The sequence below is a fragment of the Phyllobacterium sp. LjRoot231 genome (genome assembly GCF_964253365.1).
GTDB lineage: Bacteria > Pseudomonadota > Alphaproteobacteria > Rhizobiales > Rhizobiaceae > Phyllobacterium.
In genome coordinates, this window is sequence record NZ_CAXUQT020000002.1 from 1 (window position 1) to 16683 (window position 16683).

At 58.2% G+C, this 16683-nt stretch carries 12 protein-coding genes and 1 pseudogene; 7 read left to right on the top strand and 6 right to left on the bottom strand.

Annotated elements, in window-relative coordinates:
* The 6 genes from ACSQ3H_RS23620 to selD form a co-directional block, all read right to left on the bottom strand.
* On the bottom strand, positions 1-210 hold a 210-nt coding region (locus ACSQ3H_RS23620; RefSeq protein WP_436119559.1), incomplete at its 3' end, for a twin-arginine translocation signal domain-containing protein.
* 685 nt (positions 211-895) lie between these two features.
* Positions 896-1675, bottom strand: coding sequence for an alpha/beta fold hydrolase (locus ACSQ3H_RS23625; protein ID WP_436119560.1), 780 nt, complete (start codon positions 1673-1675; stop codon positions 896-898).
* A 730-nt stretch (positions 1676-2405) separates the two neighbouring features.
* A complete protein-coding gene (locus ACSQ3H_RS23630) occupies positions 2406-3110 on the bottom strand; it encodes an MgtC/SapB family protein (protein WP_436119561.1) in 705 nt (234 codons plus the stop codon).
* 88 nt (positions 3111-3198) lie between these two features.
* On the bottom strand, positions 3199-3957 hold the full coding sequence (locus tag ACSQ3H_RS23635; protein ID WP_436119562.1) for a slipin family protein: 759 nt from the start codon (positions 3955-3957) through the stop codon (positions 3199-3201).
* Positions 3958-3971: 14 nt separating this feature from the next.
* Positions 3972-5402 (bottom strand): NfeD family protein, encoded by a 1431-nt coding sequence (locus ACSQ3H_RS23640; protein ID WP_436119563.1) that lies wholly within the window; start codon positions 5400-5402, stop codon positions 3972-3974.
* A gap of 89 nt (positions 5403-5491) precedes the next feature.
* Positions 5492-6553 carry a selenide, water dikinase SelD gene (gene selD / locus ACSQ3H_RS23645; RefSeq protein ID WP_436119564.1) on the bottom strand — a complete coding sequence of 354 codons (1062 nt, stop codon included), beginning with the start codon at positions 6551-6553 and terminating at the stop codon, positions 5492-5494.
* A gap of 293 nt (positions 6554-6846) precedes the next feature.
* Between selD and fdnG the strand changes: the two genes are divergently transcribed.
* From fdnG to selB, 7 genes and pseudogenes are all read left to right on the top strand, one after another.
* Positions 6847-9933 (top strand): formate dehydrogenase-N subunit alpha, encoded by a 3087-nt coding sequence (fdnG, locus tag ACSQ3H_RS23650; RefSeq protein ID WP_436119565.1) that lies wholly within the window; start codon positions 6847-6849, stop codon positions 9931-9933.
* A 12-nt stretch (positions 9934-9945) separates the two neighbouring features.
* Positions 9946-10890 carry a formate dehydrogenase subunit beta gene (fdxH, locus tag ACSQ3H_RS23655; protein WP_436119566.1) on the top strand — a complete coding sequence of 315 codons (945 nt, stop codon included), beginning with the start codon at positions 9946-9948 and terminating at the stop codon, positions 10888-10890.
* Positions 10887-11588 (top strand): formate dehydrogenase subunit gamma, encoded by a 702-nt coding sequence (locus ACSQ3H_RS23660; RefSeq protein ID WP_436119567.1) that lies wholly within the window; start codon positions 10887-10889, stop codon positions 11586-11588. Before fdxH ends, ACSQ3H_RS23660 begins: the two co-directional genes overlap by 4 nt.
* A gap of 52 nt (positions 11589-11640) precedes the next feature.
* Complete coding sequence (gene fdhE / locus ACSQ3H_RS23665; RefSeq protein WP_436119568.1) at positions 11641-12558, top strand: formate dehydrogenase accessory protein FdhE; 918 nt, start codon at positions 11641-11643, stop codon at positions 12556-12558.
* A gap of 10 nt (positions 12559-12568) precedes the next feature.
* Positions 12569-13993 (top strand): L-seryl-tRNA(Sec) selenium transferase, encoded by a 1425-nt coding sequence (selA, locus tag ACSQ3H_RS23670; protein ID WP_436119569.1) that lies wholly within the window; start codon positions 12569-12571, stop codon positions 13991-13993.
* Positions 13980-14780: a tetratricopeptide repeat protein gene (locus ACSQ3H_RS23675; protein WP_436119570.1), complete on the top strand. Its 801-nt coding sequence runs from the start codon at positions 13980-13982 to the stop codon at positions 14778-14780. Before selA ends, ACSQ3H_RS23675 begins: the two co-directional genes overlap by 14 nt.
* Positions 14777-16654, top strand: a pseudogene (gene selB, locus ACSQ3H_RS23680) (selenocysteine-specific translation elongation factor); the annotation flags it as partial. The gene ACSQ3H_RS23675 and the pseudogene selB, both read left to right, overlap by 4 nt.
* Between the last annotated feature and the right edge of the window lie 29 nt (positions 16655-16683).

The following is a 16683-nucleotide window of genomic DNA, read 5'->3' on the forward strand; positions in this document are numbered from 1 at the left end:
CGTCATGTCGTTGATCTTCTTGGCGAAATCGAGCGCGAACTCGTGAAAGATATCCTTGGAGGGCCATGTGCTTTGCCAGCGCATGCTGACAGGCCCTTGTGCCTTGACGACGCTCGGTGCAGCAACAATCGCTGCCCCTGCCACCGCCGCCCCGCTCAGGAACTTGCGGCGCGAAGTCTTATCCCATGTTTGGATCCTTGATTTGGTCATTTGCTCCTCCCGAAAGCACGGGCTTATGCGCCCGTGTCAAATAATACTACTCAATGACCTGACAGGCAAAGGACTGCTCAATGACGGCCAAAGCAAATATTGCAAGAGGATGGCGATCAAATACTACCATTCTGTATTGCTGAACTTGCAAATAGACCCCGTGCGCCGCGCGGGGTGTTGAGCAGCGACAGTAATGGCGCGAAAGCGCCAATGGTTCGGCTAGTGAATGCAGGTTCTGGCAGACTGTGATTGCGTGTCCAAAGTTCAATCCCGTTCGGTGTCACAGGGGTGCATCAAGCCGCTTGAAGAACGTTTGTGTTATGGATATTCGCGAGAGGTTCAACACGGCGTCAGGACAAGGTCTTTTTATACCACTGCGAAGGAGCTTGACCATCTTGCCAAAGTTCTGCGCTCGCGTCATTCGGTCGGAACGCTGGCCCGGAGACACTGCGCCCCCTTCCGGCGCCGCGCGAGTCCTCGCCTCGCCTCGGAAGAAGTGGCAGCTACGGTGGGCGCGCGGGGCGTGCGTTTCGGTGGTGTGCCTTCACCCGTCGGTCCATGGCGATGGCGATCGCGGGGTTGCCGAAGAGGGCGTGCCTTTCCGAGACATCGCTGGCGTGCTGCCCCTCGCTCCTCCTCGAAAGTAAATTGCCTAACGGTTGCTTCTGTTGCAGCAGCGGACTGGCTAGCGGGCTAATGCTGCTTCCTCAATCACCTTGGCGACCGTGTCAGAGTGCGAAACCATCACGACATGGGAAGCGCCTTTTACGACAACCGTGCCCTTCGAATGAGCGCGCTCAGCCATCCAGCCGAGGGCCTCTGGCGGAATATTCTTGTCCGCGTCTCCATAGACAAACCAAGCGGGAAGATCTTTCCACGCGGCGGCTGTCGCCGCCTCCGTGAGTGCAGCTTCTGTTACCGGGCGCTGCGTCGCGGCCATGAGCTTTGAATCGCTTTCAGAAACGTCCGCGGCAAACTGGTCGTGGAACTTGTCCTGCTGGATATAGAGATCCTTTGTCCCGTTCTCTAACTCGACAGGAGCGGCAAGTGTTGGAGCAAGTGTGCTGCCAGGGAACTTGCCGGAAAGACTGACAGCAGTTTCGCCGATCTCAGGCGCGAAGGCTGCGACGTAAACAAGTGAACGTACATTGGTTGCCGAGGCAGCGGCTTCGCTGATGACCGAGCCGCCATATGAATGGCCGACAAGCACGACGGGTGTCTTCAGCCCTGTAACGATTCGCTTTACATAGTCGGCATCCGATTTGACGCTCCGCAGGGGATTGGCAACCGCCACGACTGGGTAGCCATCTCTCTCCAATCGGCCAATAACGCCGTTCCAGCTGGAAGCGTCAGCAAACGCCCCGTGAACCAGAACGACTGTCGGTTTGGAATCTGCTGCTAAGGCAAGGGTGCTCGACACCAAGATGGCGGCGGCTGCCATTAATCCCGTGAATAATTTGCGCATTTCAACTCTCCCTTTTCTCTTATACATTGAGCACAATTAATTATCATAATAAACAATTTCCGTCAATTTGATGATGTCTCAATCGTTATCACTCCTTTGTGAATTTGCCGTCGGTCGCGCGAACAAGCTTGCGTTTCGTTGACGCCGAAAAAGAGGAGTGTGACAGGGCAAGCTGGCGAGACAAGCCGCACGGCGGTGACGCGTGACAATGGGACTGAAATCGCCGCCAGCAGTTAGAGCGGTTCAACTTGCATGAGCTATTCATTCTTCTACCCTCGTTCAGTCCGGCAGAATTTAGAATACTGGCGAATAGGTCCAGGTTTTGCGGCGGCTTGAAGTTGTTTGCGGCGGTACCTGCAGCTCTTCGCATGGTATCTGCATGGATGTCCCCGAACATCCAGCTCTCGCGCTGCGTGAAACTTCCGGTACATCAACGAAGAGTTTGCGCGATCTTCAACACAAGGTGGTTCGAACGGCGTGTTCGACCTGCGGCGGCGATATTCAGGCCTTTTATTTGGTCCAGTGGCAGACAGGCGCGGAACCAACTTGGAATTCATTAGTTTTGGGGTCGCTGATTTCGAGGTCAGCTGAGCCTTCGATGCAGCTATGCCACCAATATTCAGGGCTCACCAACTTGACGGCGGGTCGCAAGCTCGCCGTCCTTTTTAAGGCCGGCATCGGCAAGGATCCGCTCCAGCCCCCCGGGCTTTTTCGGTGAGCAATGCGTCTCCTACGGATCGGACTCCCTGATCGTATCAAACATATCGACCGAATAATTATTCTCCAAAAATTCAAGGAGATCGGTGGGCGGATCGGCTATTTTCGGCCGCCGCCAACGAATCTCATAGGAAACAATGAAATGGTTGTTTTCTGCTCCTTGAGCCTTTTTCACGAAACGCGCGCGGTAGCCGAGGGGGCGAATACGGCTTTCAAGATCAGAGGGAGGGTCATTTGGCGTGCTGATGATAGACAGAATCGCCCGGTGCTCCCGGGGGATATGTGCGTCCAGCCATTTCAAGGCCCACAGGGTCAGAAACGCCATTGCTGTCACTATGCTTGCCAGAGCAATTTGACCGCCGCCGAAAGCAAGTCCTATTGCAGTCATGACCCAGAGCGTTGCCGCTGTTGTCACTCCCGTGACGAGATCACCGCGCTTGAATATGGCTCCGCCACCGATAAAACCGACACCTGTCAGAATTCCGAGTGGAAACCGCAGGACGTCCATATTGCCGAAAGAATCAGGCGATTTGCCGACTGTCGATAAAAGCAGATTGGCTTGAATCATGGCGGTGCAAGCGGCTAGACCTACGAGGATGGTCGTGCGAAAGCCGGCGGCGTGCCCGCTTGCTTCTCGATCGAGCCCTATTATTGCGCCGGCGACAACGGTCAGCAGTAACCGGACAACAATATCGTCCCAGGTTGGATTGAGGGGCATTTGGACTTCTCACCTCACGATCGAAACCCGCCGCCCGAGGCTATAACCGTTGATGCTAACTGGTCGTGGGCCTGGAAGTATAACACTGCTATTTGGATTTGGTTGCCGCCGCCTTGAAGAACTCGCCAAGTTCCATCGGGAAGGGAAACACAATCGTTGAGTTTTTCTCATTGGCGATCACATTCAGCGTGCTGAGGTAACGCAGTTGCATCGCTTCCGGCCGTTGGCCCAGGATGTGGGCGGCCTCCAGCAACTTCTGAGCAGCCTGTTGCTCACCTTCGGCGTTGATGACTTTGGCGCGCCGTTCACGTTCGGCCTCGGCCTGCCGGGCAATGGCGCGCACCATGGTTTCGTTGAGATCGACATGTTTGATCTCGACATTTGCGACCTTGATACCCCAGGCGTCGGTCTGTGCGTCAAGAATTTCCTGAATATCATTGTTAAGCTTGTCGCGCTCCGCCAGCATCTCGTCGAGATCGTGCTTGCCCAGCACAGAACGCAACGTCGTCTGGGCAAGCTGGCTCGTTGCCATCAGGAAGTCCTCGACCTGGATCATCGCCCGCTCGGGGTCTATGACGCGGAAATAGAGAACCGCATTGACACGCACCGAGACATTGTCTTTCGAGATTACATCCTGGCTTGGCACATCGTGCACTACTGTCCGCAGATCGACACGCAGCATTTGCTGGACAAAGGGGATAAGGATGATCAGGCCCGGTCCTTTAACGCCGGTGAAGCGGCCGAGCGTAAACACCACGCCGCGCTGATATTCCCGCAATATCTTGATCGCGGCAGCCAAGAGCATCAGAAGGATGACGATGATCGGAATGAAAATAGTGATAAGCATTGGAAGATCCTCCACTAACTACTCTCCGGCTGATCGGGTTCGACCTTGAGGACAATGCCCTCGATGCCGGCTACACGGACCTGCTGTCCCTTTTTAAGCGGCGTCTCGGATATTGCCGTCCACCGTTCACCATGGGCGAGGACATGCCCCCGGCGCCCACGCCAGTCCAGGACTTCGCCATAGGCCCTCACCATCTCCTCGCTGCCCGTCACCACCGGGCGATTGTGCGAGGAAAAGACCAGTCGGATTATGATCAGGGAAAGCGCCAGACTGGTTAGGGCGACGCCAGCGGTCAGCGGCCAGGAAATACGGAAGGCTGGAATGTCGGTATCGATCAATATCGTGGCGCCGGATATGAAAGCTATGGCGCCGCCAATGCCCAGAACGCCGAAAGACGTCACGAAAGCTTCGGACGCCATCAGCGCAAGGCCAAGGATAATGAGGCCAAGGCCGGCAAAATTCACGGGAAGCACAGCGAGTGCGTATAGACCGACGAGAAGGCAAATCGCGCCAATGGTTCCCGGAAAAAACGAACCCGGAGCCATGAATTCGAAGATAAGTCCATAGATGCCGATCATCAGCAGGATCAGCGCGACATTCGGGTTCGTGATCACCATCAGCAGTTGGGTGCGCCAGTCCGGTTTGATATGCTCAAGAGTAAGACCTCTGGTATCGAGCGTAATTTCTTTTCCTCCCGCACTGACGATGCGGCCATTGGCTTGGGCGAGAAGATCATCCACACTCGTTGCGAGGATATCGATCACATGTTCTTTGAGCGCCGCGCTGGAAGAAAGGCTTGCCGCCTCACGCACCGCTTTTTCAGCCCAGTCGATGTTCCGGCCGCGCAATTCAGCCAGCGAGTGGATATAGGCAGTCGCGTCGTTGATCGCTTTCGCTTCCATCGGACTGTGCGGTGTAGGGGGAGTGACCGCGTCATCCCCATCCTTTTTTGTCTTGGTGTCCTGATCCTTGTCCTTCTTTTCCTCGCCGCCTCCTGGAAATGGCAAATCGCCGATCTGGATGGGCGTCGCGGCGCCTAGATTGGTCCCGGGCGCCATCGCCGCGATGTGACTGGCGTAGAGAATGTAGGTGCCGGCGCTGGCTGCGCGTGCGCCGCTTGGACTGACATAAGTGGCTACGGGGATCGGCGAGCCGAGGATGCCACGAATGATGTCGCGCATCGACGTGTCCAGGCCGCCGGGCGTGTCCATTTGCAGAATAACGAGAGACGCATTGCGGTCTGCCGCCGTTCGCAGGCCACGCAATATATAGTCGGATAAGGCTGGGCCAACGATCCCTTCGAGTTGCAGTACCAGCGCGGTACGTCCGGTCTGCGCATCGTTCGGCAATACGGGTAAAAAGGTACCGAGTAACACTACGGCAACGGAAAGGGCGGCACGACTATGTCCGAACCAATCTCCGATGAATTTTCTCATCAGGCCCATGACTTATTCTACAACAATGCTGACTTCTCCACCATCCTTGTCTCTCGGGGCGATGTCGCAAAGGCGTAGAAATTGCTCTGGAGATACAATCAGGCAAAGATGCGCAATCCGGGCCTTCCTGCCTCCACCGAACCGATGATCCGGGCTGCGGGATAGCCCGCGGCGGCGATTTTTTGGAGCAGGCCCGCCGCCCGCTCCGCGCCGCATGAAACAAGAAGTCCGCCAGAGGTCTGGGGATCGGTGAGCAGGTGGCGTCGCCACGCCGGAAAATCGTCGGGTAAGGCGACGTCTGCACCGTAGCTTGTCCAATTGCGATGGGATGCCCCGGTAACGAATCCTTGCTGTGCGAGTTCGGCGCCGTGGGCAAAAAGAGCAATATCGCCAGCGCGCAGCGATATCCGGACGTTCGAACCCCGTGCCATCTCCAGGGCGTGGCCGAGAATGCCGAAGCCGGTGACGTCCGTAATGGCATGCACATCCGCATTCTTGGCGAGTTCGCTGCCGATGCGATTGAGAAGCGTCGTCGATGCAACGAGCTCGGCGTAATCAGCAGCCGGCAACATGCCTTTCTTGAATGCCGCCGAGTAAATTCCGACACCGAGCGCCTTGGTCAGAATCAGCGTGTCACCGGGCTTGGCGCCGCTATTGCGCCTCAGACTGGCAACAGGGCAGGTGCCTATTACCGCAAGACCGTAGATCGGCTCTGGAGAATCGATCGAATGACCACCGGCAACGGGGATGCCGGCCTCTGCACAGATGGCGCTTCCGCCCTTCAGTATCTCGCGCACCATTTCAGCCGGCATCTTGTCGATCGGCATGCCGAGAATGGCGAGTGCCATGATCGGTTTTCCGCCCATTGCATAGACGTCGGAGATCGCATTGGTTGCCGCGATCCGGCCGAAGTCGAACGGATCGTCGACCATCGGCATGAAGAAGTCCGTTGTCGCGATCACGCAGGTTTCCTCATCGAGCTGCCAGACAGCGGCATCGTCACCCGTTTCGGTTCCGACGAGCAGCCGGGCAAACGGTTCGGCGGCGGGTTGATCGGCAAGCAATTGCTGCAAAACGGAAGGTGCCAGCTTGCAGCCACAGCCGCCGCCATGGGCAAGCGACGTCAGACGTATCGGCGACGATGAAGTTCGATCATCCATGATGCGCTTCCCACGACTATTTGCGAACGATGTTTGCAAAGGCGGTCAGATAAGATCGTGATTTCTCGCGACTGGATGGGTTTCGCAAAGACCATTCGTACGCCGCGGCATAACGGTCGCGGCTATCTATTTTACATTCGTATTTTATCGCTTCTTCTTGATTTGACAATAACACTTGGTCAGGTAGGATTTGGTTGGAATTGCCGACAGTTTGCGTCTCGAATTGTAGAGTACGTATCTGAACCTCCGGCATGCTGTGTTGGCAGAGCCGGCTTGAAGGGAGGTAACATGCTATGAACATGGAACTCTCGCGGCGCCAGTTTCTTGCGGCGGCCGGCGCGGGTGTTGCGGGCACGGCGCTTGGAGCCCTTGGCTTTGGCGAAGTCGAGGCGGTACACGCCGAAGCGATCCGCGCTTTCAAACTTGTGAATACCACCGAAACCCGAAATACCTGTCCCTATTGCTCCGTTGCATGCGGCATCATCATGTATTCGAAGGGTGATCTGAAAAAGGGCGAACAGGCCGAAATCATCCATATCGAGGGCGATACCGACCATCCGACAAATCGCGGAACGCTTTGCCCGAAGGGTGCGGCGCTGCTCGATTTCGTCAAGGCCGAGACGCGCCTGAAATATCCGATGGTCCGCAAGCCCGGCTCGGACAAGTTCGAGCGTATCTCCTGGAATGACGCGCTTGATCGCATTGCCCGGTTGATGAAGGACGATCGCGACGGCAATTTCGTCCAGAAGAACAATGACGGCGTGACAGTAAACCGGTGGACGACGACCGGTTTCCTCGCCGCCTCCGCAACTACGAATGAAACGGCGTTTGTGACCTATAAAGTCGTGCGCAGCGCCGGAATGCTGGTATTCGATAACCAGGCACGTGTCTGACACGGCCCAACGGTGTCCAGTTTGGGCCCAACATTTGGCCGTGGTGCAATGACCAACTCCTGGACTGACATCAAGAACACGGATCTTGTTGTCATTATGGGAGGCAATGCCGCTGAAGCGCACCCTTGCGGGTTCAAATGGGTCACGGAGGCCAAGGCCAACCGTGGTGCGAGGCTGATTGTCGTTGATCCGCGCTTCACGCGCTCGGCATCGGTTGCCGATGTCTATGCGCCGATCCGTCAGGGGTCGGACATCGCCTTCCTGCTTGGCGTGATGAATTACTGCATCCAGAACGACAAGGTGCAGTGGGAGTATGTCAAGGCATTCACCAACGCCGCCTACATCGTAAAGGACGGCTTCGAGTACAAGGACGGCTTATTCACCGGTTACAATGAGACGAAGCGCGACTATGACAAGTCGAGCTGGGAATATGTAATCGGCGATGACGGGTACGCCCAGGTGGATGACACGCTGACGCATCCGCGTTGTGTGTGGAACCTGTTGAAAGCACACGTCTCTGTCTACACGCCGGAAATGGTTGAGCGCATCTGCGGTACGCCCAAGGAGAAGTTCCTGAAAGTGGCCGAGATGATCTCGGAATGCTCAACTCCGACCAAGACGATGACGTCCATGTATGCACTTGGCTGGACACAGCATTCGAAAGGCTCGCAAAACATCCGCTCGATGGCGATGTTGCAGCTTATCCTGGGCAATATCGGTGTGCGTGGCGGCGGCATGAACGCACTGCGCGGTCACTCCAACATTCAAGGCCTCACGGACGTTGGCCTGATGTCGAACCTCTTACCTGGCTATATGACACTGCCGACGGAGAAAGAGGTGGATTTCGACAGCTACATGTCGACACGCGGCTTCAAGCCACTCCGGCCCAACCAGATGAGCTACTGGCAGAACTACAGGAAGTTCTTTGTCAGTTTCCTGAAGGCAATGTGGGGTCCGGCGGCGACACCGGAAAATCATTTTGCCTATGACTGGCTGCCCAAGCTCGATGTGCCGGGTTACGATGTGCTGCGCGCCTTCGAGCTCATGAACCAAGGCAAGATGACGGGATACATCTGTCAGGGGTTCAATCCGCTGCTCGCAGCCCCGAACAGAACGAAGCTGACCGCATCCCTGTCGAAACTCAAGTTCCTCGTCACAATGGATCCGTTGGACACGGAAACATCCCGGTTCTGGGAAAATCACGGCGAGTTCAACGACGTTGATTCTTCGCAGATCCAGACGGAGGTCTTCCAACTGCCCTCCACCTGCTTCGCTGAAGATGAGGGCTCGCTCACCAATTCCGGGCGCTGGCTGCAGTGGCATTGGCCTGGCGGTACGCCTCCCGGTGAAGCGAAGACGGATAACTGGATCATGGCGCAGATCTATACGCGTCTGAGGGACCTTTACCGCAAGGAGGGTGGAGCGTTCTCCGATCCGATCATCAATCTTGACTGGTCCTATGCCGATCCGGGCGAGCCGACTGCGGAAGAGCTGGCCAAGGAAATCAATGGCAAGGCGTATGCCACGCTCTATGACCCGACCGATCCGACCAAGGTGGTGGTTGAAGCGGGCAAGCGGTTGCCGAGTTTCGCCGCGTTGCGCGACGATGGCTCCACGTCGAGCGGATGCTGGATTTATTCTGGCTGTTTCAACGAGAACGGCAACAACATGGCCCGGCGCGATACGTCGGACCCCGACGAGACCGGCGCTTATTCCAAGTGGGCGTTCTCATGGCCGGTCAACCGCCGCATCCTGTACAATCGGGCTTCAGCGGACCTGAACGGTAAGGCTTGGGATCCAAGCCGCAAGCTGATCGAGTGGGACGGGCAGAAATGGTCAGGCTACGACGTGCCGGATATCGCGCCGACGGCCAAGCCGCAGGACGTCGGCCCATTCATCATGAACGCGGAGGGCGTGTCGCGCCTCTTCGTTCGCGGCATGATGCGCGACGGACCGTTCCCGGCTCACTACGAACCGTTTGAGTCGCCGGTCACAAACCTCATCGCCCCGAAGGTTCGCGGCAATCCGGCGGCGCGGGTGTTCAAGGGCGATTTCGCGCAATTTGCCGAACCTGCTTCGCAGGAATTTCCTTATGCGGCAACATCCTACCGTCTCACCGAACACTTCCACTATTGGACCAAGCATGTCTGGGTGAATGCTGTCCTGCAGCCGGAATTCTTCGTCGAGATATCGGAGGAACTCGCCAAGGAGAAAGGCATCGTCAAGGGCGGGTGGGTGCGAGTGTGGTCCAAGCGCGGATCGATCAGAGCCAAGGCGGTTGTGACGAAGCGGATCAAACCTTTGATCTGCGACGGCAAGCCGGTTCATGTGGTGGGCATTCCGTTGCACTGGGGTTTCACCGGGGTAGCGAAGAAAGGTTTTGGCCCGAATTCGCTCACGCCTTTTGTCGGTGACGCCAATATCGAGACGCCTGAATACAAGGCGTTCCTGGTCAATATCGAGCCCATCGCCGGGCCGGTGGCATAGGAGACGGCTGCCATGTTCCCGCCTGTTCCAAACCCCACCACCCAGCCTGAACCTCCGAAATTTGGCGTTCAGGACCTGATCCGCCGGTCGGCGTCAACCGTGACGCCGCCCGCACAACGGCAGACCGAGGTGGCAAAGCTCATCGACGTCTCCAAGTGCATCGGCTGCAAGGCCTGCCAGTCGGCCTGTATCGAGTGGAATGACACACACCCAGAGATCGGCGTCAACACGGGCGTCTATGAAAACCCGCATGACCTGACGCCGGACATGTTCACGCTGATGCGCTTCACCGAATGGGAGAATCCGGAGACAAATAATCTGGAGTGGCTCATTCGCAAGGATGGCTGCATGCATTGCGAGGATCCAGGCTGCCTCAAGGCTTGCCCGGCGCCTGGCGCCATCGTGCAATATTCGAACGGTATTGTCGATTTCGTCCACGAGAACTGCATCGGCTGCGGCTATTGCATCAAGGGATGCCCGTTCAATATTCCGCGCATCTCCGAGGTCGATCATACCGCCTATAAATGCACGCTCTGCTCCGACCGTTTGGCCGTCGGGCAGGGGCCCGCCTGTGCAAAGGCCTGCCCGACGCAAGCGATAGTTTTCGGCACCAAGGAGGAGATGAAGCAGCACGCGGCAGGACGTATCACGGATTTGAAATCGCGCGGTTTCGCCAATGCGGGGCTTTACGATCCGCCGGGTGTTAGCGGCACGCACGTCATGTATGTGCTGCATCATGCGGACAAGCCGGAGATTTATGCCGGCTTGCCGAACAATCCGCGCATCAGCCCGATCGTCGAGGCCTGGAAGGGTGTCACGAAATATGCCGGGCTCGCGGTGATCGGCTTTGCTGCTGCGGCCGGGTTCATGCATTATCTGGTTACGGGACCGAACCGCGTTTCCGAAGAGGACGAAGAGGCTGCCGAAAAGCTGACCGAAGAGGAGCCGCGGCCATGAACACGGATTACGACGTGGAGAAAGGCGACGGAGTTCATCCCGGCAAACCTGTTACGGTCGATCGCTACACGGCGGGCGCACGCGTCAATCATTGGATCACTGCGGCAAGCCTCGTGCTCCTGGCACTGTCCGGCTTGGCCTTGTTCCATCCGCGCCTGTTTTTCCTGACGGGGCTGTTTGGTGGTGGCCCGTTGACACGGATCATTCATCCGTGGATTGGTGTTCTCCTGTTTTTCAGCTTTTTCGGTCTGTTTCTCCGCTTCTGGAAGGCCAATCTCTGGAAGCGGGAGGATGGCACCTGGCTCGCGCGCATTCGGGATGTGCTGACGGGACACGAAGAACGCTTGCCGGATGTCGGTAAATACAATGCCGGGCAGAAATTTGTATTCTGGTCGATGTCGGCTCTGATCATCATTCTCATAACAACAGGCCTGATAATCTGGGATCAGTATTTTTCCGTGTTCACCACGATCGAGCAGAAGCGATGGGCGGTTCTCGTGCACTCGATTGCCGCTATTTTTGCAATCAGTGTCTGGATCATCCATGTCTATGCAGCGATCTGGGTACGCGGTACAATAAGGGCAATGACCCGCGGTTCCGTGACCGGCGGCTGGGCGTGGCGGCATCATCGCAAATGGTTGCGCGAGCTGGTCGCAAAAGCGTCGAAAGGTAAATCGGGGAGAACGCCCGCCGAATAACAGGGCGTTAAGCATCGGTCCACGTGGCCCGGCGGGTTCGTGAGGGAGTGTGATGAGTCGCAAAAGCGCGATCGTACCGGATCCAACAGCGATCGGAAATATTTCGTCACCGCCCTTTGCGCGTCTTCCAGATCCCGCCTCGCTTTTTTCTGCCAGATCGGCACGCCTGCGCCAATTGGCTGAAACCAGCAACCTCGCTCCTTATCTGAATTTCCTTGCGGAACTTGCGCGAGCCCAAAACGATATCCAGTCGGATCTGCCTCTGCCGGAAAGTCCCGATGCAGAGACTGTCGCGCGTGCACGCGAGTTCGAGATGCCGCCGCTCGACCGAAGCCTGATAGAGCGTAACGAGTCGGCCAGCACGGTATTCGATCGCCTGTTCGCCGCCGCGGTCGCAATCGAGAAACCGGTTGCTGCCGCAGCAGCGCTTGCAAGCGTGACTGCAGCCGATCGTGCCGAACGCTTCACCATGGCGCAGGCCGTGTTCTCCAACACATTGCCCGGAGATGCGATTGCCGAGCATGTTTTTGTGTGGGCAGCGCTTCAGGTGTACTTCGCCCGGCTCGCATCTGTTCTCGATGTGGCGGCGCTGGCACCGGTGGCGGATGGCGTTTGTCCTGTCTGCGGCGGCGTGCCGGCGTCGTCGATGGTCGTCGGCTGGCCCGGTTCGCACGGCGCGCGGTTTTGCTCATGTTCCCTGTGTGGCACGCTCTGGCACTATGTCCGTGTCAAATGCGTACTTTGCGGTTCCACCAAGGGGATCGGTTATCAGGAGATCGACGGCCATGGCGGGGTCATCAAAGCCGAGACCTGCGACGAATGCCACGGCTGGTCGAAGATCTTGTACCAGAACAAGGAGCCTGCGGCCGATCCCGTTGCCGATGACGTAGCAAGCCTGAGCCTCGACCTTCTGATGCGCAAAGGGCCCTATCATCGAGGCGGGTTTTCTCCGCTGCTTGCCGGTTTTTAAGGAGGCAGAAATGGATAGCAACGCCAGTTTACGCCGCATTCCTTCGGTGGATCAGCTTTTGACGTCGGCATCAGCGGGCGCTGCAGTCGAGCGATTTGGACGTCCGGCCGTCACTGAAGCGTTGCGGGCAACAGTGGCTGATTTACGTAACGAGGTCCGTGAAGGCCGCAATGTTCCCGCTCCGGAAAACATCATGGCTGCCGCTCTTGCCAGACTTGATGCGGATGACCAGTCGACGCTCCGGCCTCTCTTCAATCTGACCGGCACCGTGCTGCATACCAATCTCGGCCGCGCTTTGCTTGCGCAAGCAGCGATCGAGGCTGCAACGGCGGCCATGCGGGAGGCCGTTGCTCTCGAGTTCGATCTTGAGAGCGGCAAGCGTGGCGAACGCGATGACCATCTGCGCACGCTCATTTGCGAACTCACCGGGGCGGAAGATGCGACTATCGTCAACAACAACGCTGCGGCGGTCCTTCTCGTGCTCAACAGTCTGGCGTCGGGCAAGGAAGCCATCGTCTCACGCGGTGAGTTGATCGAAATTGGCGGGGCTTTCCGTATGCCGGATATTATGGCGCGCGCCGGTGCTCGCCTTGTCGAGGTCGGCACCACGAACCGCACCCATGCCCGGGACTATCACGATGCCATCGGCCCCGATACAGGCCTGATATTGAAAGTCCATACTTCCAACTACCGCATTGAGGGCTTTACCAAGGAAGTGGGCGCACGTGAATTGGCCGGCATCGCTCGCGGCAAGGGTGTGCCTCTGGTCAATGACCTCGGTTCCGGCACCCTGACGGATCTCACCCGTTTCGGGCTTGCGCACGAGCCGACTGTGCGCGAAGCGATCAAAGAGGGTGCCGGCATCGTGACCTTTTCCGGCGACAAACTCCTGGGCGGGCCGCAAGCCGGTTTCATCGTGGGCCGCAAGACGCTCGTTGAGACGATCAACAAGAACCCGATGAAACGGGCGCTGCGTGTCGACAAAATCCGCCTCGCGGCGCTGATAGCGACATTGCAGCTCTATCGCGATCCGGATCGCCTGAGCGAGCGCCTGCCCACTCTGCGACTGCTTACCCGCTCGCAGGCCGACATCGACGCGCAGGCGCAACGATTGGCCCCGGTCGTGGAACGTGCGCTGAAAGGCGCTTTCAGAGTTTCCGTTATTGCGTGCGAAAGTCAGATCGGCTCCGGGGCCCTGCCGCTTTCCACGATACCAAGCGCTGGCTTGTCCCTGACGCCTATCGAGAGCAGCGGCCGCGTGCTGGCCGAGTTGGCAGCGGCACTCAGACGACTTCCGATGCCGGTCATCGGCCGTGTCGAGCGCGGATCTCTGGTGCTGGACCTTCGCTGCCTTGAGGACGAGGCAGGTTTTGTGGCCAATTTTGCCGGTGTCCATCCGCTGTTCAAAGGGGGCTCTGACGATGAGCCTTCTTAGCCGGTTCTCGCGAAAACAGTCCGAGACTGACGCATCGCCCGAGGACAAGATGGCGATCGCACTAGTGGCAGCCAGCAAAGGCGATTACGCAACGGCGCTCGCCATATGGGAACCTTTGGCGCGAGCCGGAAATGCCCGAGCTCAAAATAATATCGGCGCGTGTTTTGCCGGAGGGTTGGGCGTTACCAAAGATGCTAAACTTGCCCATGACTGGCTGACTTTGTCGTCGGAAGCCGGTGACCCGGTAGGGCAGCGCAACCTCGCAACCCTCCTCTTCAAAGGCGAGGGGATCAAGCCAGACCGTGAACGGGCAGCGGCGCTTTACCGCAAGGCGGCAGAACAAGGCGACGGCGAAGCTCAGGACATGTTGAGCTGGATGCTGCTGGAAGGTGAAGTCGCCGAACCAGATCCTGCGGAAGCACGTCGTTGGGCGCTTGCTGCTGCCCAAAACGGCTCTGCAGCCTCGATGACGCGGCTGGGAATGCTTTATCACAACGCCATCGGGGTCCCGCGTGATCCGGTGGAGGCGGTTCGCTGGTGGCAGCGTGGTGCAAACGCCGGCGATGCCGACGGGCAAGCAATGCTTGGCGCCGCATATCATCTGGGAAACGGTGTCGCCCGCGATCCTGTCGAGGCATTCGTTTGGTTATTGAGAGCGCGCCAAGGCGGCAGCAGGCTGGCCGCGCCCTTTTTCGATGTCGTGCGTGCCCCGCTCGATGCGGATCAACTCGCCCAAGCCGAGCGCCGTGCTGCAATGCCAGCGCTCATCGAGGAAGGGGCCCCATGATCATCGGAACCGCAGGGCATATCGATCATGGCAAGACATCGCTGGTCAAGGCACTGACCAATGTCGACACGGACCGGCTGAAAGAGGAAAAGGCCCGCGGCATTTCGATCGATCTCGGCTTTGCCTATATGCCCGTAGAAGGGGCAGAGATACTTGGCTTTGTGGATGTGCCGGGACACGAGAAGTTCATCCACACCATGCTTGCCGGGGCCAGCGGCATCGATTTTGCCCTGCTGGTCGTTGCCGCCGATGACGGAGTAATGCCACAGACGCACGAGCACCTCGCCATCATCGACCTTCTCGGTATCGAACGCGGCGTCGTCGCGCTCACCAAGGCGGATCTCGTGCAGGAAGAACGGCTCATCGAGGTCGAAACCGCAATACGAAACGAACTTGCTGGCACGGCGCTTTACGATGCGCCGATAATCGCGGTTTCAACGGTTTCAGGTCAAGGGATCGGTGTGTTACGGGATGAGATCACTGGCGCTGCCCGCAAATTCGCCCGGCGCCAGGCGACGGGGTGCTTCCGGCTGGCAGTAGATCGTTCATTCACAATACAAGGGGCGGGCACGATCGTAACCGGAACTGTACTTTCCGGGATGATATCTGTCGATGAGCATGTGACCGTGAGCCCGTCGGGCCTTTCTGCCCGCATCCGTTCAATCCATGCACAGAACCAGCCGAGTGAAGTTGGCCGCGCCGGCGATCGCTGTGCTCTCAATCTCGCCGGTGCAGACATAACGAAGTCAGCCATCAATCGTGGAGATATGGTGCTCGACAGCAGCCTTCACGCGCCGACGAGCCGGATTGATGCGACATTGCGTGTGCTTGGCTCCGAACGCAAGCCGATCGGTCACTGGTTCCCGGTACGGCTCCATCATGCCTCGACTGAGGTAGGCGCTCGCATCGTCTTGCTGGCCGATGAGCCCATCGGGCCTGGAACACGCACCCGCGTACAGCTTGTGCTTGATCAGCCCATCGCTGCAGCGGTTGGCGATCGTTATGTCATCCGCGACACGTCGGCCCGGCGCACGATCGGCGGCGGCCGCTTCCTCGATTTGCGTGCTCCGGCCCGCAAACGCCGCACTCCGGAACGAAGGGCACAGCTCGATGCGCAAGAATTGATCGAGCCGGATCGGACGATGGAAGCATTGCTGGCAGTACCGCCATTTTATCTGGACGTTACGGCCTTCGCCCGCGACAGGGCGATGGCGGCGGCGGATGTCAGCGCATTGGCGGAATTATCGGGCGCCGTGCGGTTGCCCTTTGATGCTTCGGTTCTCGCCGTGTCGTTTGGGCACTGGCAGAAATTCCAGCGAGACCTTCTGGACCGGCTCGAAACTTTCCATGCTGACAATCCGGATTTGTTGGGAATCGGCATTGAGCGGTTGCGGACGCAGCTCGATCCGCGCCTGCCAGTACCTGCGTTCCGTGCAGCCCTGCAAAGTCTTGCCCGTAGCGGTGAGATCGCGCTTGAAGGAGCCTGGGTCCGGCTTGCCGGTCATGAAGTGACGATGGCCCCGGCTGACGAGCGGCTGTGGAATGCGATTGAGCCATTACTAGGCGGGGCCGAGCGGTTCCGCCCGCCGCGCGTCCGCGACATTGCCGAGTTGTTCGCGGTGCCGGAGCCGCAGGTGCGCCGGCTACTGAAGCTGGGCAGCCGCATGGGCAAGGTACACGAGGTCGCACACGACCATTTCTTCCTGCGAGGCACGGTCGCAGAAATGGTTGCGATCGTCGCCGAGGTTAGCTTAGCTGCCGATGAAGGCTGGTTCACGGCCGCGCAATTTCGTGACCGCGTTGAAAATGGCCGCAAGGTTGCAATCCAGATCCTTGATTTCTTCGATCACCATAGCATCACATTGCGCCGTGGTGATCTCCGCCGCGTTAACCGGAACCGTCT